Annotated in this window: 23 protein-coding genes; 8 read left to right on the forward strand and 15 right to left on the reverse strand. The window is 65.2% G+C overall.

Features of this window, described 5'->3' with window-relative positions:
- Positions 1-122: 122 nt before the first annotated feature.
- Complete coding sequence (gene def / locus J2D77_RS00790; RefSeq protein ID WP_207844161.1) at positions 123-683, reverse strand: peptide deformylase; 561 nt, start codon at positions 681-683, stop codon at positions 123-125.
- A gap of 251 nt (positions 684-934) precedes the next feature.
- Between def and J2D77_RS00795 the strand changes: the two genes are divergently transcribed.
- Entirely contained in the window at positions 935-1,435 is a 501-nt protein-coding gene (locus J2D77_RS00795) for an Hsp20 family protein (RefSeq protein WP_207844163.1), read from the forward strand.
- 16 nt (positions 1,436-1,451) lie between these two features.
- A complete protein-coding gene (locus J2D77_RS00800; RefSeq protein WP_207844165.1) occupies positions 1,452-1,718 on the forward strand; it encodes a DUF1150 family protein in 267 nt (88 codons plus the stop codon).
- Between the two features lie 88 nt (positions 1,719-1,806).
- On the opposite strand, the gene hpf is transcribed toward J2D77_RS00800, so the two are convergent.
- A complete protein-coding gene (gene hpf / locus J2D77_RS00805; protein ID WP_207844167.1) occupies positions 1,807-2,400 on the reverse strand; it encodes a ribosome hibernation-promoting factor, HPF/YfiA family in 594 nt (197 codons plus the stop codon).
- A gap of 306 nt (positions 2,401-2,706) precedes the next feature.
- Between hpf and J2D77_RS00810 the strand changes: the two genes are divergently transcribed.
- The gene (locus J2D77_RS00810; protein ID WP_207844169.1) at positions 2,707-2,988 is read left to right on the forward strand and encodes a hypothetical protein; all 282 of its coding nucleotides are present in this window, start codon (positions 2,707-2,709) and stop codon (positions 2,986-2,988) included.
- 88 nt (positions 2,989-3,076) lie between these two features.
- On the opposite strand, the gene lptB is transcribed toward J2D77_RS00810, so the two are convergent.
- The 5 genes from lptB to J2D77_RS00835 form a co-directional block, all read right to left on the reverse strand.
- A complete protein-coding gene (gene lptB, locus J2D77_RS00815) occupies positions 3,077-3,898 on the reverse strand; it encodes an LPS export ABC transporter ATP-binding protein (protein ID WP_207844172.1) in 822 nt (273 codons plus the stop codon).
- Between the two features lie 2 nt (positions 3,899-3,900).
- Positions 3,901-5,052, reverse strand: a complete 1,152-nt coding sequence (locus tag J2D77_RS00820; RefSeq protein WP_407927070.1) for an LptA/OstA family protein — start codon at positions 5,050-5,052, stop codon at positions 3,901-3,903.
- Between the two features lie 166 nt (positions 5,053-5,218).
- Entirely contained in the window at positions 5,219-5,980 is a 762-nt protein-coding gene (gene lptC, locus J2D77_RS00825; RefSeq protein ID WP_207844174.1) for an LPS export ABC transporter periplasmic protein LptC, read from the reverse strand.
- Positions 5,977-7,023, reverse strand: a complete 1,047-nt coding sequence (locus tag J2D77_RS00830) for a KpsF/GutQ family sugar-phosphate isomerase (RefSeq protein ID WP_207844176.1) — start codon at positions 7,021-7,023, stop codon at positions 5,977-5,979. The genes lptC and J2D77_RS00830 overlap by 4 nt, the downstream gene beginning before the upstream one ends.
- 96 nt (positions 7,024-7,119) lie before the next feature.
- Positions 7,120-7,779 (reverse strand): ribonuclease D, encoded by a 660-nt coding sequence (locus J2D77_RS00835; RefSeq protein ID WP_207844178.1) that lies wholly within the window; start codon positions 7,777-7,779, stop codon positions 7,120-7,122.
- A gap of 177 nt (positions 7,780-7,956) precedes the next feature.
- On the opposite strand from J2D77_RS00835, the gene rlmB reads away from it, so the two are divergent.
- Positions 7,957-8,784 carry a 23S rRNA (guanosine(2251)-2'-O)-methyltransferase RlmB gene (rlmB, locus tag J2D77_RS00840; RefSeq protein WP_207844180.1) on the forward strand — a complete coding sequence of 276 codons (828 nt, stop codon included), beginning with the start codon at positions 7,957-7,959 and terminating at the stop codon, positions 8,782-8,784.
- On the opposite strand, the gene J2D77_RS00845 is transcribed toward rlmB, so the two are convergent.
- Positions 8,736-10,073: a purine-cytosine permease family protein gene (locus J2D77_RS00845; protein WP_230975448.1), complete on the reverse strand. Its 1,338-nt coding sequence runs from the start codon at positions 10,071-10,073 to the stop codon at positions 8,736-8,738. The two genes, rlmB and J2D77_RS00845, sit on opposite strands and share 49 nt — an antisense overlap.
- 156 nt (positions 10,074-10,229) lie before the next feature.
- A complete protein-coding gene (locus J2D77_RS00850; RefSeq protein ID WP_207844965.1) occupies positions 10,230-11,048 on the reverse strand; it encodes an SDR family NAD(P)-dependent oxidoreductase in 819 nt (272 codons plus the stop codon).
- A gap of 110 nt (positions 11,049-11,158) precedes the next feature.
- Here J2D77_RS00850 and gmk point away from each other — a divergent pair, with 110 nt between their 5' ends.
- The 4 genes from gmk (at position 11,159) to J2D77_RS00870 (ending at position 16,212) form a co-directional block, all read left to right on the forward strand.
- Complete coding sequence (gene gmk, locus J2D77_RS00855) at positions 11,159-11,821, forward strand: guanylate kinase (RefSeq protein WP_207844182.1); 663 nt, start codon at positions 11,159-11,161, stop codon at positions 11,819-11,821.
- Between the two features lie 5 nt (positions 11,822-11,826).
- Entirely contained in the window at positions 11,827-13,260 is a 1,434-nt protein-coding gene (gene rfaE1, locus J2D77_RS00860) for a D-glycero-beta-D-manno-heptose-7-phosphate kinase (RefSeq protein ID WP_207844184.1), read from the forward strand.
- Positions 13,261-13,398: 138 nt separating this feature from the next.
- Positions 13,399-14,577, forward strand: a complete 1,179-nt coding sequence (locus J2D77_RS00865; protein ID WP_207844966.1) for an AGE family epimerase/isomerase — start codon at positions 13,399-13,401, stop codon at positions 14,575-14,577.
- Between the two features lie 135 nt (positions 14,578-14,712).
- A complete protein-coding gene (locus J2D77_RS00870) occupies positions 14,713-16,212 on the forward strand; it encodes a replicative DNA helicase (RefSeq protein WP_207844186.1) in 1,500 nt (499 codons plus the stop codon).
- Positions 16,213-16,441: 229 nt separating this feature from the next.
- Here the strand turns inward: J2D77_RS00870 and J2D77_RS00875 are convergent, their stop codons facing one another.
- The 6 genes from J2D77_RS00875 to J2D77_RS00900 form a co-directional block, all read right to left on the reverse strand.
- Positions 16,442-18,889: a mechanosensitive ion channel domain-containing protein gene (locus J2D77_RS00875; RefSeq protein ID WP_230975382.1), complete on the reverse strand. Its 2,448-nt coding sequence runs from the start codon at positions 18,887-18,889 to the stop codon at positions 16,442-16,444.
- 285 nt (positions 18,890-19,174) lie between these two features.
- The gene (gene msrQ, locus J2D77_RS00880) at positions 19,175-19,804 is read right to left on the reverse strand and encodes a protein-methionine-sulfoxide reductase heme-binding subunit MsrQ (protein WP_207844188.1); all 630 of its coding nucleotides are present in this window, start codon (positions 19,802-19,804) and stop codon (positions 19,175-19,177) included.
- Between the two features lie 6 nt (positions 19,805-19,810).
- A complete protein-coding gene (msrP, locus tag J2D77_RS00885) occupies positions 19,811-20,746 on the reverse strand; it encodes a protein-methionine-sulfoxide reductase catalytic subunit MsrP (RefSeq protein WP_207844190.1) in 936 nt (311 codons plus the stop codon).
- A 194-nt stretch (positions 20,747-20,940) separates the two neighbouring features.
- On the reverse strand, positions 20,941-21,084 hold the full coding sequence (locus J2D77_RS00890; RefSeq protein WP_207844192.1) for a hypothetical protein: 144 nt from the start codon (positions 21,082-21,084) through the stop codon (positions 20,941-20,943).
- Between the two features lie 94 nt (positions 21,085-21,178).
- Positions 21,179-21,994, reverse strand: coding sequence for an ABC transporter ATP-binding protein (locus J2D77_RS00895; RefSeq protein ID WP_207844194.1), 816 nt, complete (start codon positions 21,992-21,994; stop codon positions 21,179-21,181).
- Between the two features lie 29 nt (positions 21,995-22,023).
- Positions 22,024-22,809 (reverse strand): MlaE family ABC transporter permease, encoded by a 786-nt coding sequence (locus tag J2D77_RS00900; RefSeq protein WP_207844196.1) that lies wholly within the window; start codon positions 22,807-22,809, stop codon positions 22,024-22,026.
- Between the last annotated feature and the right edge of the window lie 97 nt (positions 22,810-22,906).

A 22,906-nucleotide genomic window follows, 5' to 3' on the forward strand; every position in this document is an offset into this window, starting at 1 on the left:
CCTGATCTCGGGCAGTCCACAGGTCGCGCGGCGCTGGAAAAGGCAGGCCCCGACGGGTGGGCCCGACTGCGCGGTACCCCGTGGGGCCTGCATGCCGCCCTTGGGCAGCGGGGCGGCCTGGTTCAGTTGCGTTTGAGGTCCTTGGCCAGGCGGCGCAGGATCATGTTGCGGCGCAGGGTGGACAGGTGGTCCACGAACAGGATGCCTTCCAGGTGGTCGATTTCATGCTGGATGCAGGTGGCCAGCAGGCCATCGGCCTCGCGCTCCATCTTTTCGCCCGTGATGCTGGTCCAGCGGACGCGGATGGCCTCGGGCCGCACCACGTCGGCATACTGGTTGGGCAGGGAAAGGCAGCCTTCCTCCCGCACGGCCATTTCATCTGCTTCATGCACGATTTCGGGGTTGATCATGATCATGGGCGCGCGCGCGTCGTTCTCGCCCAGGTCCACCAGCACGAAACGCTGGCTCAGCCCGACCTGCGGGGCGGCAAGCCCGATGCCCGGGGCCTTGTACATGGCCGCGAACATGCCCGGCAGGACCTTGCGGATAGCGGGCATGTCCTCCGGCGTGACCAGGCGCGCTTTCTTGCGCAGCACGGGGTGCGGCGGGGTCAGGATCTCGACCGGCATTGCCCCGGCCGACGCTGCGGCAAAGTCGGTGTCTGTCATGGCTGCATGTGTCATACCGCCCGATTTAGCGCTCCGTTTTGTTCGATGCCAGAGGAAAAGCAGCCCTTCGGCACTTGTGTGACCGAAATCTGTTACCATATCGCCACAGGGCCCGGCGGAATGACCCAGCCTGCCCGGCCCATGCCCCGCCACCACGCCCGGCGGGCTTGCGTGCGATCCGGCCTATCCCATATCGTGAGCAGACCAGACGCCACAACGGGTCTGGTGTGTGTCTCGCTCAAGACTGAGGAGGAGGCTTTAACCGAATGTCAGGCAGGCTTTTTGGCTCGCCCATGTTTTTGGGATTTGACCATCTGGAGCAGATGCTCGAACGCGCCAGCAAAGGTGCGGGCGACGGGTATCCGCCCTATAATATCGAACAGATCGCGCCAAACGGGCTGCGCATTACCCTGGCGGTGGCCGGGTTCAGGATGGACGACCTGCAGATCACGCAGGAGGACAACCAGTTGGTCATTCGCGGCCGGCAGATGGAAGAGGCGGAGGAACGGGTCTATCTGCACCGCGGGATCGCTTCACGCCAGTTCCAGAAAGCCTTTGTCCTGGCGGAAGGGATCGAAATCGGCGGGGCCTGGCTCGATAACGGGTTGCTGCACATAGACCTGTTCCGCCCCCAGCCGGAGGTTCGCGTCAAGCAGATAGAGATCGTGCAGGGCGGGCAGAAGCGGCCCACGGGGGGTGCTGCGACATTCAAGCCCCGTCCGGCCCCGCGCGTGTTGCGTCCGGTCACGGATGTGAGCGATAGCTGAAACGAAGGAGGACGCCATGAAAAGTACTCTCGAAAACGATCTCAGCCCGCTTGCGCCATTGCGGGCCGAAACCCCGGTCGATGTGCGTCAGCTTTCGGATATGCAGTTCCGCTCCCTCGGCCTGCGCAAGGTCGCCTACATGCGTCCGACCGAAATGGATGACGGAGAGGAAGGCTGCGCCATTTACGCCGCCGACGGTGCGCTGCTGGCCGTGGTGGAAGATATGGAAACCGCTTGGGGGGCCATCATGCAGAACGACATGGTGCCTGCCTCGCTCCAGTAAGGAGCGCTTTGACCGTGCAGCGGCCCGCATTGCGCGGCTAAAGAAAAAGGACCGGCTGGACCGGTCCTTTTTCATGCCCGCGAGCAGGTCATACGGGGGAAGTATCCACCCAGCCTATGTGGTTGTCATCGCGCCGGTAGACCAGGCTGATCTGCCGGTTGGCGGCATTGCGAAAAAGCAGGAAATGGTGGCCCGAAAGGTCCAGCCGCATCACGGCTTCCCCCACGGCCAGCAGGGGAATATCGGTTGCCTGCTCGGCAATGATGGTGGCGAACGCGGCGTCGGGGGCTATGTCCTCCCCATCGGCGGGGGGTGTGTCGCCGTCTTCTTCCACATGTTGCAGCACGTAGGAGCGCGCACGCTGGGGCTCCTGCCGGGGGGAGGCACGGGTGTGGGTGGTGACGCGCTTGTGGTAGCGGCGCAGGCGCTTGGCGATATGTTCCGCCGCGTCGTCGAAGGCGGCGTTGGCATCGGCGGCTTCGCCTTCCCCGCGCAGGACAAGGCCGCCACCCGCGCGTACGTTGATATCGCAGGTAAAGAACGAGCGCGCCCGACTGAAGGTGACCTGGGCTGCCAGCCCCTTGTCGAAGTATCGCTCCGCAAGCGTGCCGAGATGCGCGTTCACCCGATGTTTCAGGGCGTCGGAAAGATCAACCTGTTTACCGGAAACCTGAATATGCATAGGACATCGTTCCTTGCTGCTTGAGCAGGTCCGTCGCGCCTGAAAACCGGTGCCACTCCGCAAGCGGAATTCAGGCCCTGGCGGCTTGCCTCCTGCGATGCGCTTCAAGCGTGCATCGCTTCATGCGTATTTGGACATGGGCTGCAAAATCTGTCCACGTCTTTATGACAGTTATAAGACCCGTAGGCCGCCACGGGTTGCGTTGGGGCCAGAACACCCGCCAAGGATTTGCCCCGTCCTGCCTGCTATGCGTATAGAATGGCGGACCAATCCAACCCGCCCCATCAGAGTGGATACCCGTTGCCCATGCTTTTGCGCTCAGCCCCACCCAAGAACATGCCGAAAATGCCCGGAGGGTGGTCGCTGTGGCGTATCAAGATCGGCTGCGTGCTGGTGCTGGCGGCGGTCTATGGCGGGTTCGTGTGGTACACGGCGCACCAGAAAATTCCGCCGCAGTTGATCCATATTCCCGTAATGGTCATCCGCCCGGCGCCACCCAAGGCGCCACCCGCCCCGCCGATCCAGATGCAGCAGCCCGCAGCGCCCCCGGCTTTTCCCGTCCCCAACCTGCGGGCCGGCCGGGGCTGAACACGGGAACCTGCGCTGCTGCGGGCCTGGGGCAGGCAGGTCTTCGGGCAAGTATGGCCTTCGGGCCGTTGTGGCCTGAAGCGGTGGCCTAGAGCGAAAAGCTTTCGCCCAGATAGACGCGGCGCACGTCTTCATGGGCGACAATTTCCTCGGGCACGCCCTGCATCAGCACCTGACCGCTATGCATGATATAGGCGCGGTCGATGACCTCCAGCGTTTCGCGTACGTTGTGGTCGGTAATCAGCACCCCGATCCCACGATCCTTGAGGTGCGAGACAAGGTCACGGATTTCGCCCACGGCAATGGGGTCGATCCCGGCCAGCGGTTCGTCCAGCAGGATGTAATGGGGCTGGCTGGCCAGGGCGCGGGCAATTTCAAGACGTCGCCTTTCCCCACCCGACAGCGCGAGCGAGGGTGAGCGGCGCAGGTGGGAAATGCCGAATTCGTTCAGCAGGCTGTCCAGCATGACCTGGCGCTGATCGGGGTCGGGTTCGACCACCTCAAGTGCCGCCAGGATATTCTGTTCCACATTGAGCCCGCGGAAAATACTGGCTTCCTGCGGCAGGTAGCCAATGCCCAGCCGGGCGCGGCGGTACATGGGCAGGTGGGTGATATCCGTGCCGTCGAGCGTTATGGCGCCGGTATCGGGCTGGACCAGCCCCACGATCATGTAAAAACTGGTGGTCTTGCCCGCACCGTTGGGGCCCAGCAGGCCCACGGCCTCGCCCCGGTGCACCTCGATGGATACATCCTTGACGACTTCGCGCTTCTTGTAGGACTTGCCGATGCCGCGCGCGAACAGGCCGTGCCCCGGCTGGTGGGGGGCGGTGGGGTCGGCGGGTTCGGGCGGAAGGCCCACGACCTCCTCGGTCACGCTTTCCTCGGACGTCCATTGTACTTCGCGGGTCATGCTTATTTCCTGTCCGACGTATCGCCATTATTGGGAACAACCACGCCGCTGACACGGCCGCCGGGCTGTTCCGTCATGGTCGCGAGCCCCGTATGCATGTTGATAATGGCGGCATTCCCCTGGATCTGGTTCGGCCCGCGCGTGATATGCACGTTCCCCACCACACGGGCGATACCGGTGTCAGGCACGTATACGCCGCGCTCGCCCGTCACCACTTCGGTCTGCGTGCGTACCCAGACATGGCCAAAGGCGTTCACTTTTTCCAGCTTTCCCGAACCGTTTGTCAACGGATCGGACGATGCATCCTGCTTTTGCTCAGGCTTTGCGGTCTGCTCGGCCTGTCCGTTCTGCCCGGCGGGCGCGGGTGGGGCGCTGTAGCCCACCAGCACATCCGCGCGGATCTGGCGGTGGTCGTTGGTGGTGACCGTCGCGTTGCCCCGGCCAATGGAAATACGGGTCTGCGAGTAATATTCCATGGAATCGCGCGCGGTCAGCACATCCTGCGGCGTCGTCAGTTTCAGGGCGTTGCCGGTCATGACCAGGACAGCCTGGTCCATGTCGTAAATGGCCTTGTCGCCCCAGGCCTGGTCGGTCTGGGTGAAGATATGCACATGCCCGATCGCTTCGAGCCGGAAAATCTCGTTCGCGCCGCTATCCTGATCATCTCCCCCGGGGGCGGGTGCCGGTGCGCCGTTCTGCGCGGCAGGGGGCGCAGGGGGTGCCGCACCGACCGGGGCCGGGCCGGGCGGAGCGGCTGGGGCCGTGCCCGGTGCGGATGGGCCTGACTGCGCGGCGGCGGGTTGTGCGGCCCCCGGCGTGCCTGTTGCGGCCCCTCCGGTAGCGTTTGCCGCGTCGCCTGCCGCATTGCCGCCCGTGCTGCCCCCGGCGGCATCGGGGGCCAGGGGGGCCTTCTTGCGGTAATAGGCGATCAGCTTGTCGGCGGTTACGGTCACGTCGCCCCGGACCGCCTGCGCCTGGTCATAGGCCGTGACCTTCTTCTGGTTCTGGTCCCAGTCGAACCCGCCTTTGGCGGTCACGGTAATCTGCCCGCCATGGGAGAGGTCTATGGCCTGCGCATGGGCTGCATGGGGGGCAAGGCAGAGCGGGGCAAGGGCCACGGAAAGCACCAGTGCGACGGCCCGTGGAACGGCCATGCGGATTGTCGCAGGAACTGCCAGCGGGATTACCGATGGGCCAGCCATGGGGCCGGCAAGCACGCCCATAAGCCCGCCAAGCCTGCCGTACACACGCCTGCCGGTGGTGCTGCGCCCCTGTGGACGGGCCCCTGTCAACTGCGGCAAAAGGGACAACGCGCACATGTCAGGACGCCTTCGAGCTAGGGGTGGGCTGGCTGTGGCGGTCATCGTTGAGCAGCATGCGCCCCGGCCCCCGGAACTGGGCAATGCCGTCATGCTGCGACAGCACATAGCCGCGCGCGTCCAGCACGCCGAACGGGCCTTCGGCATGGACCCATTTGTCGGAGGCGATAATACCGCGCTTGACATCAATATCGGCCACGGGGCTGTGCATCATCAATCCATCGTCGCGGTACAGCGTTACGTCTCCGGTCAGGTCCAGAATCTGCCCGTGCTGCATGTACACGCCTTTTTCCGATCGGACCAGAAGCCAGCTCCCCCCCTGGGACAGAATATCCGCCGCCGGCTGGGTCAGGTCCATGCGGTTGTCGTTGACCTGGTGCACGCTGTCCGCCGTGATCATGAACGGGCGGTTATGTTCGTCCATGCCGCGATAGGTCGCCCCGATCAGGTTGCCGCTCTCGATCTTGACGCGGGCCAGTTCCTTGAGCGTGGTCTTGTTGGCGTGGACCAGGCGGTCGATCTCCGGCCAGACGGCAATGGTGGCCAGCAGGCCAAGGGCGGCTGCGGGCAGGAACCATTTGGCCCAGCGCATCAGGGTGCGGCGGCGGGCCAGCTTGGCGGCGTCGGGCAGCTTGCGCCGCACGGGGGACGGGGCCAGGCGTTCGCGCTGGGTCCGCACAAGGCTGGCCGGGCGGGCAAAATCGTCGCGCCGGGGGCGTGTGTCGGGGCGTTTTTCGTTGGTGTCGTCGGGGGTGGTGTTCATCCCACCCCGGCTCTGATCAGGTCATGGATATGGACAACGCCCACGGGCCTGCGCTGCGCATCCAGCACGAAAAGCGACGTGACGGGCCGGGCCCGTTCGTTCATGGCCCGCAGCGCTTCGGATGCGACGACATCGGGCTCTATGGTCAGCGGCCTTGGGTTCATCACGGTTTCCGCCAGGGTGGTTGTCAGGTCGTGGTCCAGCGCGCGGCGTAGGTCGCCATCCGTGATCAGCCCCGCCAGCGTGCCATTCTGCCCCACAATACCCACGCACCCTAGCGCCTTGCGGGTCATTTCCACAATGATATCGCGCATGGGCGTGTCGGGCCGTGCCAGGGGTATGGCAGCCCCCGTATGCATCAGCTCGCGCACCGTGCGCAGGCGTGCACCCAGCCGCCCGCCAGGGTGGAAGGTGCCGAAATCGGTCGCGGTAAAGCCGCGCAGGCGCAGCAGGGCCACGGCCAGCGCATCGCCAAAGGCAAGCTGGACCGCCGTGCTGGTGGTGGGGGCCAGGCCCATGGGGCAGGCTTCGGGCGTGCTGGGCAGGGTCAGGGCTACGGTCGCACTCACGGCCAGGGTGGAGTCCGCCCGGCTGGTCACCGCCAGCAAAGGCAGGCCGGTCTGGCGCGCATGGGCCGCGATATCGCCCAGTTCGGTGGTTTCGCCCGAATTGGAAAACGCCAGGATCGCATCCCCCCGCTGGATCATGCCCAGATCCCCGTGCGATGCCTCGGCCGGGTGGACATAAAGCGAAGGCGTGCCGGTCGAAGCCAGCGTGGCCTGGATCTTGCGTGCGATATGGCCGGACTTGCCGATACCCGTCACCACCACCCGGCCGGGCAGCGCCAGCAGGATATCCAGCGCCTGGGCAAAGGCGTTCCCCAGCGTGTGGGGCGTTTCGAACGCGCGGGCCAGGGCGTCCAGCCCCGCCTGCTCGGTGCGTACGACATGTGCTGCGTCCGCCCCCGGGCCTTGCGGGCAGGGGGCAGGCGGACCGATACCGGTGTCACGCGGGCTGGCACTTGAAAAAGCGGGCGTGTTCATGCGTGGGGCTGTCCGGGATTGCCAGATAGGGTGCGCGGTGCCGGGCCCGCAAAGGGCAGGCCGATGATCGCTGGCGCGGCGGGCATCGGCCGGTGTTCAGCCCCGGTGGGAGAAAATGTCAGGGTCTTCATATCCCAAAAGGTCCAGGCGGGCGCGGGCGGGCAGGAAGTCGAAACAGGCCTGCGCAAGCTCGCGCCGTCCCTCACGCGCCAGCAGGTCGTCCATTTTTGCCCATAACGCGTGCAGATACAAAACGTCCGAGGCGGCGTAGGTCAGTTGCTCGGGCTTGAGCGCCAGCGCCCCCCAGTCGGATGTCTGCTGGTGCTTGCTCAGTTCCACCCCCAGCATGTCACGGCACAGGGCCGCCAGCCCGTGCCGGTCCGTAAAGGTGCGCACAAGCCGGGCCGCGATCTTGGTGCAGACCACAGGGCTGACCGTAATCCCCAGCGCATGTTGCAGGATCGCGACATCGAAGCGGGCGAAATGCATGATCTTGGTCACGTCGGGGTCGGCCAGCACGCGCTTGAGATTGGGGCAGTCATACCCCGTCCCACCCATGGAGTGGGGAATGATCTGGACCAGATGGGCCGTGCCGTCGCCTGCGGAAAGCTGGACAAGGCACAACCGGTCGCGATGGGGGTTCAGGCCCATGGTTTCCGTGTCCACCGCAACCGAACCGGTAAAGGCAAGGCCATCGGGCAGGTCGTTGCGGTGAAGGGAAATAGCCCCTTCGCAAGGGGCCGGGGCTGTGCTCATGACCCGCTCCTGGTCTGCTGCTGGCCGGGCTGTCGTGCTGTGGGCCTTCTGCCATGACGGATACAGCCGTGGGGCATGAATGTCCATTCCCGTGCGGATGCGGGATAGGCGGAGCCCCCGCTCATGCGCTAGGGGAGTAAGCACGATCGACCCTTTCAAGCCGGAACAGCCCTGCCCATGCGACCACCCCGTAATGCCCGCCCCGCGCGCCGCCCGCGTTCCCCCGCACAAGCCGGTGCCGGGCGTGAAGGCGGGGCTGCCCCCGCTGGCCGGTGCTGGCTGTTCGGCACGCATGCGGTGGCGGCGGCATTGGCCAATCCGCGCCGTGTTTTCGAACGCCTTCTGGTGACGGAGGCCGAGCACCCCGCACTTGAAGAGGCCATGAAAGCCCAGGCCGGGCTGCGGATTGCCCCCGAAGTGGTGCCCCGGGCGCGGCTCGATGACCTGCTGGGGGCGGAGGCCGTGCATCAGGGCGTGGCCCTGCTGGCCCGCCAGCTTGCCCCCCTGGCACTGGACGAGGCCTTGGCCCGCCCAGGCCCGGTGCTGGTGCTCGACCAGGTGACCGATCCGCGCAATGTGGGGGCTATCCTGCGGTCGGCTGCGGCCTTCGGTGCCGCCTGCCTTGTGGTGCAGGACCGCAACGCGCCGGAGGAGACAGCCGTGCTGGCCAAGGCGGCCTCGGGCGCTTTGGAGAGCGTTCCCATCGTGCGGGAGGTCAATCTTTCGCGCGCGATCGAAATGCTGCAAAAGGCCGGGTGCTGGACCGTGGGGCTGGATGCGGGGGGCACCATGCTGGATGGCGGGTCTTTTACGAACCGCCGCGTGGCCCTGGTGCTAGGGGCGGAAGGCCGTGGCCTGCGCCGCCTGACGCGCGAAAGCTGCGATGAGATAGCCGGGCTCTACATGCCGGGTGAGATGGAAAGCCTGAACGTATCGGTAGCCGCGGCCGTGGGGCTTTACGAACTGGTGCGGCGCGGCATGCCCCGGGGCATGCCCAGCGCGTAGCAGCCCCCGGCTACGAAAAAGCCCACGTAATAACCGATATCCGCGCCACCCAGCCAGCGCGCCACCGGGCCGGTATACAGCCCGCTGGTGGAAAACAGCGCAATGGTGGCGACGGATGTCAGGACGAAAATGGTCGCACCCCGTGTCCAGCCGGGTGGTACGGGGTGGAGCGTTCGGTCCCCGAAATACCAGTCGGCCAGCACGATGCCGATCCATGGCGCGATCCAGTACATCGTCACCAGCAGGTAGTCCGTATACAGGGCGGCGTAACGCCCGGCCCCCGCCACGGCCAGGCCGTAGCCCAGGCTTGCCGTCAGCACGGCGGCCGCCACGCGGGGCACGTGCAGCCCGGCCGAAATCAGGCTGTAGCTGGCGGTGTTGTCATTGAACGCATTGCCGGTGATGGAAGACAGCGCGATGGCCCCAAGGGCGACGGCCCCCAGCGGCCCCATGGCCTGCTGGAGCGATGCGATGACAGCGGTGGGCGATGCATCGGCGACACTCCCGGCCGAGAGCAGCCCCAGGATCTGGAACGGTATGGCCGAGCTTAAAAGCCCGAACAGGGCCAGCAGCACGACCCGCCTGGGGTTGGACCCCGCAGGCAGGTAGCGCGTGTAATCCGATGAATAGGACGCCCAGGACAGGTTGAAGCTGACCAGTATCCCCACTGCCAGCACAAAGGTGCTCAGGCTGAGCGAATGCTGGGCGGCAAGGGGGGCCTGGCCCCTGAGCGCGAACACGATCCCGATGATCCAGAACACCACCAGCAGCAGCGCGCCAAGGTATTTCTGCAAGGCCTGCACCACATGGTGGCCGTAGATGGAAGCCACCATCTGCGCCCCGGCCAGCACGGCAAGGGCAAGCCAGAACGGGGCGTGCAGCCCGACCGTGACCAGCAGCGCCACCAGGGCCGTGGCGGCGGGCACGTTGTTTACCGCATCCCACCCCACGCAGTAGATCCAGTTCAGAAAAGCGGGCGGGCGCACGCCAAGCCGCCCCAGTGCCCGGCGCGATGCCTCCATCTGCGTCAGCCCCGTGGCCGGGCCGATGGCGGCCGCACAGGCCACGGGCAGCGCGCCGATCACGTTGCCCAGCACGATGGCGGCAACGCCTGCGCGGAAATCCAGCCCCATATGGCTCAGCAACGCGCCGGTCACCCATCCGCCCGGGCCCAGATTGGGCGAAAAATGGCTCCAGAACACGCGGTCCATCTTCATGGTCTTGCGCGACGGGGGCACGGGTTCGCGCACGGATGCGGCGGAAAGGTCTTCCATCAGCCCGTCGGGCATCGGCCTGTCAGGCAATCCGTCAGGCAACCCGCCAGCCAACCCTGAAGGCAGCCCCTCTGTCATCGGCCCGTCGGGTGTAGCGGTCTGCCGGACGATCTCGGTCATGCGGTGCTCTCCTGCCTGCGGGTTCAATATCATCCAAAGGGGCCCAAGGGGTTACGACAGATCGGTTTGAGGCATCGTGCCGGGGGCACCCGAAGGCTGGCGCAGGTAATAGGCCTCTGCCACGCGAATGGGCAGCAGGTCCATCATGCGCGAGCCCAGGGCCAGCCAGCGCGGGAAGACAATGCGGCGCTCGTTGCGCGCCAGCCCGCGCAGAATACGGCGGCAGGCCGTGTCCACATCGGTCAGCCCGGGCATGGGAAAGGCGTTGCGCGCCACCATGGGCGTGTCCACGAAGCCGCAGACCACCGAGCTGAGCAATATGCCCGCCTTGCGCGTATTGGCACCGCTTGCCACCATGAAGCGGTCCACCGCCGCCTTGGCCGCCGAATAGGACGGCGTGCCGGGGAAGGAGACCAGCCCCGCGACCGAGGAAATGGCGCAGATCCGCCCGCGCACACCATCATCCCCCCTGGGCTGGCCGCGCATGACCTCCAGTGCGGGCAGCACGGTGTTGAGCACGCCGGTCAGGTCCGTCTCGAAAATGCGGCGTACCTGGGCTTCGGGCTCGTACGGGCCCAGATCGGGGCTGGGGGCGACATGCGTGCCGCCGGTAACACCCGCACAGGCCAGCACAAGGTCCAGCCCGTTCGTGCCGCGCACCCAGGTATTCATGGCATGGCTGTCGGTTACGTCACCCAGGGTTGCGTGCACCTCGGCCCCCTGGCCCGCGCAGTACCGGGCCGTGGCGTCCAGCCGTGCCGGGTCGCGCCCGCCCAGCCACAGCCTGCGCCCCGGCCGGGCCAGCGCGCAGGCCAAAGCCCGCCCCATGCCCGAGGATGCGCCGGTAATCAGAACGGAATTGAGTGTCATCATAAAGTTCGGTCTTTACCTTCGTAGCGCCACCCGGTGGCGTAGCATGGCCGCTTCTGGCATGAAGGGGCAAGATTGGAACGTGAAATGTGCGGGATATGGGAAACGGCATGGCGCAGAATGCAGACACGCATCCGAACACGGCAGCGCGCAGGGGGGTGTGTCTTGTCATATCAGCCCCTTCGGGTGCGGGGAAATCGACCATAGCCAATGCCCTGCGCGCGTCCGACACCAAGCTGCGCCATTCGGTTTCCGTCACCACCCGCCAGCCCCGCCCGGGCGAGAAAGAGGGCGTTCACTACCATTTCCGCAGCATGGAAGAGTTCGAGGCCATGGCTGAGGCGGGTGAACTGCTGGAATGGGCCATTGTGTTCGGGCGCGGCTACGGCACCCCCCGCGCCCCGGTCGAGGCCGCACTGGCAGCCGGGCACGACATGGTGTTCGACATCGACTGGCAGGGCCATGCGCAGATCCGCCGCGCGCTGCCCGCCGATGTGGTCAGCCTGTTCGTGCTGCCCCCCTCGCTCGAGGAGCTACAACGCCGCCTGCACGGCCGTGCTTCCGACCACCCGGACGAGATCGCCCGGCGCATGGCCGCTGCCCGGGACGAAATTTCCCACTGGCGGGAATTCGACTACGTGATCGTCAACACCGAACTGGACCGCGCCATAGCCGAGGCGCGCGCCGTTCTGGTCAGCGCGCGCCACGCCGTGCGCCGTCAGACGGGGCTGGCGGATTTCGCAGATTCGTTCGCAGACTCGTTCGGAGGCTGAAGCCTGTGGATTTTTCAGCCATTACAGTGCTGTGCGTGGGCGATGTCATGCTGGACCGGTTCTTGTACGGCCGGATGGAACGGATCTCGCCCGAAGCACCCGTGCCGGTCCTTTTGCTGGATTCCCGGCGCGAAATGCCCGGTGGCGCGGGGAACGTGGCCAGCAATATCCTCTCGCTCGGGGGGCGTGCGGTGCTGGTCGGCCTGGTGGGAGAGGACGAAGCCGGCGCAACCCTGCGTGCCGTCCTGGCCGAACAGGGCGGCCTTGTGGATGCGACCGTGCCCGATGCCAGCCGCCCCACGATCTGCAAGACCCGCTTTATCGCTGCCCACCAGCAGGTGGTGCGCGTGGATGAGGAAAGCAGCAGCCCGCTGAACGAAGCACAGGCCCATGCCTTGTGCCAGGCCGTTACGGCCCATATCGGCGGTGCGCAGGCCGTCGTGGTGTCCGATTACGGCAAGGGCGTGTGCGCGCCCGCCGTGCTGGACTGCATATTCGCCCAGGCCCGCGCCCACGGTATTCCTGTTTTTGTGGACCCCAAGCATACCGACTACACGCTGTATCGCGGGGCGGCCTGTATCACGCCCAATGCGCGCGAACTGGCTGCGGCGTCGCACATGCCGGTGGACAGCCAGGCCCAGGTCGAGGCCGCGGCCCGTGCTGTCATGGCGCATGCGCAGGCCGACGCCATTCTGGCCACCCGGTCCGAAAAAGGGATGATGCTGGTGCGCCGCAACGGGGCTGCGGTGTCTGTGCCCGCGCGCGCGCGGGAGGTGTTCGATGTCTCCGGGGCGGGGGATACGGTCATTGCCACCATGGCGCTTGCCGTGGGGTCGGGGCTGGCGCTGGAACAGGCCATGCGCGTGGCCAATGCGGCGGCGGGGGTCGTGGTGGGCAAGTTGGGCACGGCCACGGCGGATATCCATGAAGTGCTGCGCGAACTGGCCGGGCAGGACGGCGCGCAGGATGCCCCGCATCTGCTTTCCCTGCCAGCTGCCTGCGCGCAGGTGGCGCGCTGGCAGGAAGAGGGGTTCAAGGTCGGGTTCACCAACGGGTGTTTCGATATCATCCATCCCGGCCATGTCAGCCTGCTGGCCCAGGCCCGTGCGAACTGCGACCGGCTGGTGGTTGCCCTCAATACCGATGCCTCGGTCCGTCGTCTCAAGGGGGAAAGCCGCCCCGTCAATTCCCTGCAGGCCCGGGCGGCCGTCATGGCGGCCATCCGCTATGTCGACGCCGTCGTGGCTTTTGATGAAGATACCCCGCTCGCGCTCATTCGCGCCCTCATGCCCGATGTGCTGGTCAAGGGGGCCGATTACACGCCTGAAAACGTGGTGGGGGCGGATGTGGTGCTGGCGGCGGGCGGGCGGCTGCTTCTGGCGGATTTGCAGGAAGGCCAGTCCACCACAGCCATTATCGGACGAGCCCGCGGCACATGACGCGCCCGGCCCGCCCCCCTGGTGCGCCACACCCCCCCCGTGACGGAGGCAGCCGCCGGGCCATGCGCAGGCCCCGATACCGTGCATGAGAGTGGGCCACAGACCGGCCCCGATACCGCGCCCGATACGCGTGCCGACATGGGCGATGTTTCGGGCAGGGATGCGGCCGCCCTTGTCGCTGTCCGCGATCGCTTTGCGGAGTGGATGTTCGAGCGTGCCCTGCCGTTCTGGGCCGATGTGGGGTGCGACGGCACGGCGGATTCACCGGCCTGCCTGGGGGCGCAGGAATACCTCACACTTGCGGGCGTGCCCGCCTTGCCCGCTTTCAAGCGCGTGCGCGTGCAGGCGCGGCAGTTGTTCGTTTTCTCATGGGCCGCCTTGCGGGGCTGGCCACTGGCTGCGGCCCGGGCCGACAGCCTGTACCGTTTCCTGCTGCGCGCATACCGGCCCGATGGCGGCTGGGCCCGCCTGCTCACGCGCGAAGGGGCGGTTCTGGACGCAACGGCCGAGCTGTACGACCTGGCCTTTGTGGTGTTCGCACTTGCCTGGTACGCCCGCCTGCCGGGCCCGTTCTCGGGCGAGGCGGCCAGCCTTGCGCGCGCCACGCTGGGCTGGGTGTGCCGCACCATGGCCCTGCCCGATGGCGGATTCCGGAACTGCCTGCCCGATGACGGCCAGCCCCGGCAGCAGAACCCGCATATGCACCTGTTCGAAGCCGTGCTGGCCCTGCACGGGACCACGGGGGATGAGGGCGACCTGGCGATGGCCCACGGGCTGTATGCGCTCTTTCTCACCCGTTTCCAGGACCCTGCCACGGGAGCTTTGGGCGAATATTTCGGCCCCGACTGGCACCCCGCACCGGGGGAGCAGGGGGAATGGACGGAGCCGGGCCATCATTTCGAATGGGTGTGGCTGTTGCAGGCCTACAGCGCGCAGTCCGGCGTGCAGACGCATGAGCAGGCAGCGCGGCTGTATCGTTTCGCCAGCGCCCATGGGGTGGAACCCCGGACCGGGCTTGTGCGCGACGGGGTCAGCCGCAAGGGCGTGGTGCTCAGACATTCGGCCCGGCTGTGGGCGCAGGGCGAAGGGCTGCGCGGCGTGCTGGCCCATGCGGCGGCGGACAGCCTGCCTTTGGCCACCAGCATGGCCACCAATCTGCTGGACCGCTACCTAAGCGGCTGCCCCCAAGGCACGTGGATCGACCAGCTTGACGTCAATGCCCGGCCCGCGGCCCAGCGTATTCCCACCAGTTCGCTCTACCATATCGTAACGGCGTACGATGCGCTGGACCAAGCGGCAAGGGGCATCGGGGGCTGATTTTTCCCCTGCGGCGTCGGTGCGGAACGGGTGTTGCGTAATCTTGGGCTGTGCTTGCGTGTTGAGCGTTGTGCAGACCTTTTGGGGCATACGTTCTCTTTCGAGAACGGGGCAAAACCTGCTAGAGGCAGGAGCATGAGCACAGCAGAAACAGACCAGCGGACGCAGGAGGGGCTTCTGGCCCTTGGCCTGCGCCAGCCGCCCGCCAATATCGAGGCCGAGCAAGCCCTTTTAGGCGCATTGCTGACCAATAACCGTGCCTATGACCGTGTTTCCGACTTTCTGGCGGGGGAGCATTTTGCCAACAAGGTCAACGGCCAGATTTTCGATGCCATCGCCCGGCGCATAGAAGCCGGGCAACTGGCGGACCCCGTGACCATGCGCGCCGAATTCGAACATTCGGGCATTCTGCAAAGCATGGGGGGGCTGGCCTACCTGGCCAAGCTTCTGACCTCCATGGTCGGGATCATCAACGCCGGGGATTACGGCCGCGCCATCCACGATGCGTGGATCCGCCGCCAGTTGATCGACATTGGCGAGACGGTGGTGAACAACGCCTTCGGGGTGGAAGGCGGGCTGTCGGGCCCCAACCAGATCGAGGCGGGGGAAGAAGCCCTGTTCAGGCTGGCGACCGAAAAAGGCAAGGAAGGGGATTTTGTGCCCTTCCACCGCGCGCTGGCCGGCGCGATCGATGTCGCGGCCCTGGCCTTCAAGAGCGAAGGTCATGTCACGGGCCTGACCTCGGGCCTGCGTGACCTGGACAAGAAAACCGGCGGGCTGCACCCTTCCGACCTGCTGATCCTGGCGGGGCGTCCGGCCATGGGCAAGACCGCCCTGGCCACCAAGATCGCCTTTTCCGCCGCCCGCGCCCTGTTGACCGAGGCGGAGGAAAACGGCGGCAAGCCCAAGGGATCGGTTGCGATCTTCTCGCTCGAAATGTCGGCCGAACAGTTGGCCACCCGTATCCTGTCCGAACAGGCGGAAGTATCGGGCGAGCGGATCAGGCGCGGTGATATCGGGCAAAAGGAGTTCGACCGTTTCGTGCGCGTCAGCCACGAGCTGGCCCGCCTGCCTTTGGTGATAGACGACACGCCCGCCATTTCCCTGTCGGCCATGCGTACGCGCTGCCGCAGGCTCAAGCGCACGCAGGGGCTTAGCCTTGTGGTGGTGGATTATCTCCAGCTCATGCGGCCATCGGTCGGCACCCGCCCCGAAAGCCGCGTGCTGGAAATTTCCATGATCACGCAGGGGCTCAAGGCCATCGCCAAGGAACTGGAAGTGCCGGTCATGGCGCTGTCCCAGCTTTCGCGCCAGGTGGAAAGCCGCGAGGACAAGCGCCCCATGCTGTCGGACCTGCGTGAATCCGGCTCCATCGAGCAGGACGCCGATGCCGTGATGTTCGTCTTCCGCGACGAATATTACCTGCAACAGCGCATGCCCAAGGAAACCGCGTTCGATTCCACCGACAAATATTCCGCCGCCATGGATGACTGGCAGCGCAAGATGAGCCTGGTGCATAACAAGGCGGAACTGATCCTGGAAAAACAGCGTCACGGTCCTACGGGAACGATCAACCTGTTCTTCGAAGGCGAATACACGCGCTTTGCCGATTTGGATACGATGCACGACCACTGATCTGCGGCCTGTTGCACGATGGTTGTTAAAAACACTGCCTCTGCCATGTCTTTTTAAAAGAAAGCCTATGATGGGGGCAGATCGTGCACGACGCCTTGCCCGGCCGGTGTGTGTCTTGGCGTTGCCAGAACCTGTTTCAAAAGTTTTGGGTGGTGCTTTTTCGTCGCCTTTTTGAAAAAAGGCGACACCCGAAAACTTTTATTTTTTATCAGGGTTTTTTGAAATCCTTTCAGGGTCGGGGCATCTGCCGCACCATGACGGGAATGTCATGGTCCTGGAACGCCTGCCAGATGGCGAACAGGGCCGTGCTGCGCGCCACCTTGAGATCGAGCCCATCCCGCGCCTTCGCACTGCCGGTAACACTGGCCGAGCCATCGGCCACGGCGGTCATGCTGACGGTGGGGGCCGTATTGGCATCCACCGCATCGCATTCGCCCAGTGTCGCGGTCATGACCTCCATGGCCTTTTGCAGGTCGGAGGCAAAGGGCAGGTCCAGCACGATTGTGAAAACGCCTGGTTTCTGCGCCCGTGTCGCGTTTTTGACAGCCGAGGTAATGAACTGCGAATTCGGCACGATCATGATGGATTTGTCGTCGAGCTGGATATCGGTCGAGCGCACGCTGATCCGCTCCACCGTGCCGGTGACCCCGGCAATGGTCACCACATCGCCGACGGAAACCGGCCGTTCGGCCATGAGAATAATGCCCGAGACAAAATTCTGCACGATGGATTGCAGGCCAAAGCCGATCCCCACCGACAGCGCGCTGACCACCCAGGTCAGGCTTTGCACGGTCACACCCAGAATGGACAGGGCCGCCAGTCCGATCAGGATCCACGCGGCGTAGCTGAGAATACTCAGGATGGAGGCCTGAGCCCCGATATCAAGCCGCGTGGTGGGAAAAAGCCTGTGGCTGAACCAGGATTTGAGAATTTTCATGCCGTAGTGCCCGGCAATGAACAGGCCCGCGCAAAGCAGTATGGCATCGAGCGAGACATGGCTGCTGGCCGCGCTGTCCGTGCCATGGAACAGCAGGTAAAGCTGGTTCCAGATCTGGTCGGGGTCGAAATTGGCGCCGCTTGTGGCAATGGCATAGGCCACGACCAGTGCCAGCACATTGGCCATGCCGGGAATGACGACACAGGCCTGGTTGACCAGCCGCGCGGGCAGGCCCAGTTCCACAAGGCGTCGGCCCAGGGGCGCATTGGCCGTAAACAGTGTGCCGGCCACCGTGCCGATCAAAACCGAGAGCAAGAACAGCCCGCACAGGCTTATGCTCATGATGCCCAGCCACGAAACAAGCATGTAGCCCAGCGGCACATACCCCACCAGCACGGCCCCGCAGCAGAGAAAGGCCACCGCCATGGCGGCACTTTTGGCGAACTCGGTCAGGGGGGCGGCGGTTCCCTCGTCAGGGATGGCGGCGGCCTTGCGCAAGGTGTGGGGTACTGCAAACAGCAGCGGGCTGACGCACAGCGTGTAAAGCCCGTCCAGCAACTGCACCGCCAGCAGGGAAAGCCCGCTATGGGTGTCCATGTAACGCAGCGCACCCCGGGCCAGCATGGCAATGGCCAGCCAGAGCGGGAACAGGCGCAGCCCCCGTGCCAGTTCGTCCGGTATGCTGACAGGCCGCCATTGCTCCTGGCGGGCCAGCAGGCAGCGGCCCATTTCCAGCACAAAGGCGCATAAGGGCACCTGCATGCCGATCATGCCTGCCAGCAGGGCCAGATCACCCTCGGCCGCGGGGTTGTCGAAGGCCAGAATATTCCACGTAATCTGGAAAAACAGGCTCCAGGCTGCAATGGCGGCACTGACGCACAGCGCCGTCGCGGCAATGGCGCGAATGGGCCCGTCGGGTAAAAAATGGCTGACCAGGCGGCGGATCGGCCGGTGGCAGGCCAGCCACGCGCCCAGCAGCAGAAGGGCCCCGGCACCGCTCCCCAGTGTCATCAACGCGCGCTTGCCGGTGAACGCCACCTTCAGCACCGTGCCTGCCTGCTGGCCCAGATTACGCAGGCGCGTGCTGTCAGGCCCGTAGGTGCCCGCAAGCCCGGACCAGAAATTGACCCCAAGGGGAGATGGAAAACGCTGCCACAGCGTGGCCTGCTGGATGGCGCTGCCATGCAGGCGTAATTCGCCCAGCAGTTGCCGCGCTTCGACCTGGTAAAGCCTGAGCCGTGTCAGCCGGGCGGTCAGGTCGCGCTGGCGTGCCAGCAGGCTTGTCCGCTGTTCAGCCAGGGAGGGGGCTTCGGGCGGGTCGTCCTTGCCGGGGGGCTTGCCCAGAATATCGAGAAAATTCTGGTACATGGCCTGGTACGGCTTGATCCGGGCGATCAGCGTATCGGCCTGGGTGGTCAGGGCGGTCGCCCGTCGCAACAGGCTGGCCAGTTCGGCCGAGCCCGCACCCGTTTCGTGGTCCTTGAGGCTGGTGGTGTAGATGGCGTGAATTTCCGCCTCCATATCGTCCAGCGTCTTGTCCGAAACACTATCCGCGACATGGGTGATAAAGGGCGCGGGTGTGGTCACCGGTGCCGCCATCGGGGCCGCCGCCTGCTGGGGCGGCACAGGTGGCGTCGTGTCTGCCGCATGGCCGGGCAGGGGGTGGGTGGCCAGGGTCAGTCCGGCCAGCACACTGATGCAGGCCGCTACAAGGACACGGGTCGGGGAAGGACGTTTCAAGCCTTTTTACACCTCAAGTCAAAATGGATATGCCGGGCCGTTGTGCACCACGCCATTGCCTTGCGTGCTGCACAACCGCAGGGGGCTGGCGCCAGCACTAGCACGGAGCCCGCCAGCCCGGAACGGTTTTGGGCGGCCTGTCCCGGGCAGGCAGTATAGCAGCGGGGTTTTAAAAGAGCGTTTCCAGAACACGGCAGCAGCCGGGTGGCTCGGGTGTGCTGTCACGGGGGCGTGGCCCTGGGACGTATTGTTTGGCGCACGGTGTGTGTGGGGGCGTGTAACTCCCTACACGCGCCGGGCCCTTCGCCACGGGGCGCGGGCAAGTCTTAGCAGCAGGAGTACGCCCCCCAACCCCACATAGACCAGTGCGTCCATATGCCAGGTCTTGAACGCCATCAGGAAATGGAGGGAGGCCGCGATCAGGGCCACGTAAACCAGGCGGTGCAGGCGCTGCCAGTTCCGCCCCAATGCACGGATGGAACGGGTGTTGGATGTAGCGGCAAGGGGTAGCAGGGCTATAAACGCCAGCATGCCGAAAATCAGGAACGGTCGTTTTGTCAGGTCACCATACAGGATGGCAAAATCGAAACGCAGGTCCAGTGCGACATAGGTCGCCACATGCATGGCGGCATAAGCGAAGGCCAGCAGGCCCAGCATGCGCCTGTAGCGCACAAGATTGACCCCCAGCACGGTCCGTATCGGGGTTATGGCAAGGGAGGCCAGCAGAAAGCGAAAGGCCCACAAGCCCAGCACATGCTCGAAACTGCGGACCGGATCGGCCCCCAACTGGTTGTGCGCCCCCAGCCAGAAGGACCAGACGGCCGGCGCCAGCCCCGCCAGATAGAGTACGGGGCTGAGCAGCTTGCGATATTTCGCGCGCGGGTTGGCCTGCGTTTTGCGGGGGGTGGCGGCCATAGGCGGTCAGTAAAAGCGGTGCAGGTCCATGCCCGCGTAAAGGGGGGCCACCTGTTCCGCGTAGCCGTTGAACAGCCTGGTGGGTTGCCGCCGTTCCCCGAAAAAGCCGCCGCTGCCGATCACGCGTTCGCTGGTCTGGCTCCAGCGCGGGTGGTCCACTTCCGGGTTCACATTGGCGTAAAAACCATATTCATCCGCCGCCAGCCGGTTCCACGACGTGGGCGGCATGGTGTCGACCAGGGTAATGGTGGTGATGGACTTGATACCCTTGAACCCGTATTTCCACGGCACCACAAGGCGGATGGGGGCTCCGTTCTGGTTGGGCAGTATGTCGCCGTACAGCCCCACGGCCAGCAGGGTGAGCGGGTGCATGGCTTCATCCAGCCGCAGCCCTTCCACATAAGGCCAGTCGATAGTGCCCGCCCCCATGGACTGGCCGGGCATTTCATCAGGCCGCAGGACGGAGCGGAACGCCACATACTTGGCCGAGGACAGGATTTCCGCCTCGCGCAGGATCTGGGCCAGGGGAATACCATCCCACGGAATGACCATGGACCAGGCCTCCACACACCGCATGCGGTAGACCCGGCTTTCCACGGTGTGTCTGGCGATCAGCGTGTCGATATCGAGTGTCAGCGGCTTTGCCACGGCCCCGTCTATGCGCAGGGTCCAGGGCCGGGCATGGAACTGGCCCGCAAGGCGCGCGGGGTCTTCCTTCTCCAGTCCGAATTCGTAGAAATTATTGTAATGCGTGACCGCATCGCGCGGGGTCTGCGGCTCGGGCGCATTGAACGGCCCGGGCTGGGTGCGCAGCCCCGCGGCCTGCGCGCTGCCCGCCGCAATCAGGCCGCCGGCACCTGCCAGCAGGCTCCGGCGGCCCAGATAGGCGGCCTTGGGCGTAATCTCGCTGGCGGCGGGTTGCGGGAAGGAATATCTGGCCATAACACCCCTCTGCCGTGGGTTCGGGTATACGGGCGGCCATGGCCATACAGCCCGTATTGTCCGGCATCATACAGGATAATCCGCCCATGCGGGGAAAAATGACGCAGGTCTTGGGGGGCGCCGATTATGGAGGCAGCCGGGGGCATGGGAGCACCCGGTTCTATCCCACCCGGTTTTGGCTCAACCCGGCAGGGTCAGGTGCCGTTGGATTGCAGGTGGTCGTGGTAGCCCAGCGGTTCCCATTGCGCGGGCTTGCCCAGGTGGGACGGGGTCTTGTGGAACAAGCCGCAACCGCCAAGGCCAAGCGCGCATGCCAGCAGAAGAACCGCACGTGTCATTGTTTATGTCATCCCCACTTCAAGTCGATTGCTTCTATCTCATCCACCGCCATTGCGGGCAAGCAAAGAGTATCGGGCCCGCATCGGCCGTATTCTAGCGCCGCAGTTCCATGGCGATTGGCCCTTCGCGGCGGCCATGGGTGAACTGGTCCACATAGGGGTTGCCGCTATGCATGAGCGAACCTGCCGCCCCCTGCCAGATCAGCTTGCCCTGGTAGAGCATGGCTGCCTCATCCCCGATCCGCTGGGCGGATGCCATGTCGTGGGTAATGGCGATGGCGGTCGAGCCCAGTTTTTTCACGCAATCGACAATCAGCCCATCAATGACAGCGCCCATGATCGGGTCCAGCCCGGTCGTGGGTTCATCGAAAAACAGGATATCGGGCTGGGCGGCGATCGCGCGCGCCAGGCCCACGCGCTTTTGCATGCCGCCCGAAAGCTCGGACGGGTAGAGATCGCCTACAGACGGGTCCAGCCCCACCTGGGCCAGGATGGAGCCCGCATGGGTGTGGGCGTTCTTGCGGCTGAGCTTGTTGCGCGCCAGCAGCCCGAAGGTCACGTTCTCCCATACCGGCAGGCTGTCGAACAGGGCGGCGTTCTGGAACAGCATGCCCACTTCGCTGCGCAGGGCGTCGCGCCGGTGGGCGGGCGCACTCAGCACGTCCTCGCCATCGATCTCGATACTGCCTGCATCCGGTGTCATCAGCCCCAGGATACAGCGCAGCAGCACCGACTTGCCGCTGCCCGAACCCCCGATAATGACAAAGGACGTGCCCTGCGCCACGTCGAGCGACACACCATCAAGCACTTTCTTGTCACCGAAGGCCTTGTGCAGGTCGCGGATGCGGATCTTGGGCGGGGCAGGGGGTGTTGTGCCAGGAAGCGTGCCGGGGAGCGTGCCAGAAGTCATGTCGCGTGGGCCATCCGTATGCGGGCGTATCAGTGGGAGAAAAACAGGTCCGTAATCAGGTAGTCGAACGCCAGCAGCAGGATGGAGGCCGCAACCACGGCCGCTGTCGTGGCCGAACCCACGCCCTGCGCCCCACCCTTGCTGTTATAGCCATGGTAACAGCCCATAAGGGCGATCAGAAAGCCGAACAGGGCGGCCTTGACCAGGCCCACGCTGACATCTTCGAACTTCACCGCATTCAGGGTGGCGGTAATATAGGCCGGGGCCGAAAAGCCCAGCTTGACCACCGCGACCATAAAGCCCCCCGCAACGCCCAGCACGTCCGCTACCAGCACCAGCAAAGGCAGGGCGACAATGCCCGCCAGCAGGCGGGGGGCCACCAGGTATTTCATCGGGTTGGTGGACAGGGTGGACAGGGCGTCGATCTGGTCGGTCACGCGCATGGTGCCGATCTGCGCGGCCATGGCCGCCCCCACGCGCCCGGCCACCATAAGACCGGCCAGCACCGGCCCCAGTTCACGCGTGACCGCCAGCACCACGATACCGGCAATGGCACTCTGGGCATGGTACTGCGCAAACCCGGTATAGGATTGCAGGGCAATGACCCCGCCCGAGAAAATGGCCGTAAGGGCCACCACGGGCAGGGAGAAAAACCCTGTTTCCACAAAGCAGGTCAGGAAGACGCGGGCGTGAAAAGGCGGGCGCAGGATATGCGAAAGCCCTTCCAGCGCGAACAGCGCCAGAGCCCCCGCCCCACGGATGAAGGAAAGTGTGGCGCGGCCTATGCCGGCTATGAGGTCAAGCACCATGTCCATAGGGCTGAACTGTCTGCTCCTGCTGCTGGGGGTGGCCGCACCTCCGAACGCGTTACCGAGCCGTAACCGCTCATGTCGGGTTCGTCAAAGCATGTCG

Source organism: Acetobacter garciniae (assembly GCF_017377735.1).
Lineage (GTDB): Bacteria > Pseudomonadota > Alphaproteobacteria > Acetobacterales > Acetobacteraceae > Acetobacter > Acetobacter garciniae.

What these genes read in the sequence shown, in the direction of transcription:
- def (WP_207844161.1), bottom strand. Translation starts at nt 683, where the DNA reads ATGACACATGCAGCCATGACAGACACCGACTTTGCCGCAGCGTCGGCC.
- J2D77_RS00795 (WP_207844163.1), top strand. Translation starts at nt 935, where the DNA reads ATGTCAGGCAGGCTTTTTGGCTCGCCCATGTTTTTGGGATTTGACCAT.
- J2D77_RS00800 (WP_207844165.1), top strand. Translation starts at nt 1,452, where the DNA reads ATGAAAAGTACTCTCGAAAACGATCTCAGCCCGCTTGCGCCATTGCGG.
- hpf (WP_207844167.1), bottom strand. Translation starts at nt 2,400, where the DNA reads ATGCATATTCAGGTTTCCGGTAAACAGGTTGATCTTTCCGACGCCCTG.
- J2D77_RS00810 (WP_207844169.1), top strand. Translation starts at nt 2,707, where the DNA reads ATGCTTTTGCGCTCAGCCCCACCCAAGAACATGCCGAAAATGCCCGGA.
- lptB (WP_207844172.1), bottom strand. Translation starts at nt 3,898, where the DNA reads ATGACCCGCGAAGTACAATGGACGTCCGAGGAAAGCGTGACCGAGGAG.
- J2D77_RS00820 (WP_407927070.1), bottom strand. Translation starts at nt 5,052, where the DNA reads ATGGCCGTTCCACGGGCCGTCGCACTGGTGCTTTCCGTGGCCCTTGCC.
- lptC (WP_207844174.1), bottom strand. Translation starts at nt 5,980, where the DNA reads ATGAACACCACCCCCGACGACACCAACGAAAAACGCCCCGACACACGC.
- J2D77_RS00830 (WP_207844176.1), bottom strand. Translation starts at nt 7,023, where the DNA reads ATGAACACGCCCGCTTTTTCAAGTGCCAGCCCGCGTGACACCGGTATC.
- J2D77_RS00835 (WP_207844178.1), bottom strand. Translation starts at nt 7,779, where the DNA reads ATGAGCACAGCCCCGGCCCCTTGCGAAGGGGCTATTTCCCTTCACCGC.
- rlmB (WP_207844180.1), top strand. Translation starts at nt 7,957, where the DNA reads ATGCGACCACCCCGTAATGCCCGCCCCGCGCGCCGCCCGCGTTCCCCC.
- J2D77_RS00845 (WP_230975448.1), bottom strand. Translation starts at nt 10,073, where the DNA reads ATGCCCGACGGGCTGATGGAAGACCTTTCCGCCGCATCCGTGCGCGAA.
- J2D77_RS00850 (WP_207844965.1), bottom strand. Translation starts at nt 11,048, where the DNA reads ATGACACTCAATTCCGTTCTGATTACCGGCGCATCCTCGGGCATGGGG.
- gmk (WP_207844182.1), top strand. Translation starts at nt 11,159, where the DNA reads ATGGCGCAGAATGCAGACACGCATCCGAACACGGCAGCGCGCAGGGGG.
- J2D77_RS00865 (WP_207844966.1), top strand. Translation starts at nt 13,399, where the DNA reads ATGGGCGATGTTTCGGGCAGGGATGCGGCCGCCCTTGTCGCTGTCCGC.
- J2D77_RS00870 (WP_207844186.1), top strand. Translation starts at nt 14,713, where the DNA reads ATGAGCACAGCAGAAACAGACCAGCGGACGCAGGAGGGGCTTCTGGCC.
- msrQ (WP_207844188.1), bottom strand. Translation starts at nt 19,804, where the DNA reads ATGGCCGCCACCCCCCGCAAAACGCAGGCCAACCCGCGCGCGAAATAT.
- msrP (WP_207844190.1), bottom strand. Translation starts at nt 20,746, where the DNA reads ATGGCCAGATATTCCTTCCCGCAACCCGCCGCCAGCGAGATTACGCCC.
- J2D77_RS00890 (WP_207844192.1), bottom strand. Translation starts at nt 21,084, where the DNA reads ATGACACGTGCGGTTCTTCTGCTGGCATGCGCGCTTGGCCTTGGCGGT.
- J2D77_RS00895 (WP_207844194.1), bottom strand. Translation starts at nt 21,994, where the DNA reads ATGACTTCTGGCACGCTCCCCGGCACGCTTCCTGGCACAACACCCCCT.
- J2D77_RS00900 (WP_207844196.1), bottom strand. Translation starts at nt 22,809, where the DNA reads ATGGACATGGTGCTTGACCTCATAGCCGGCATAGGCCGCGCCACACTT.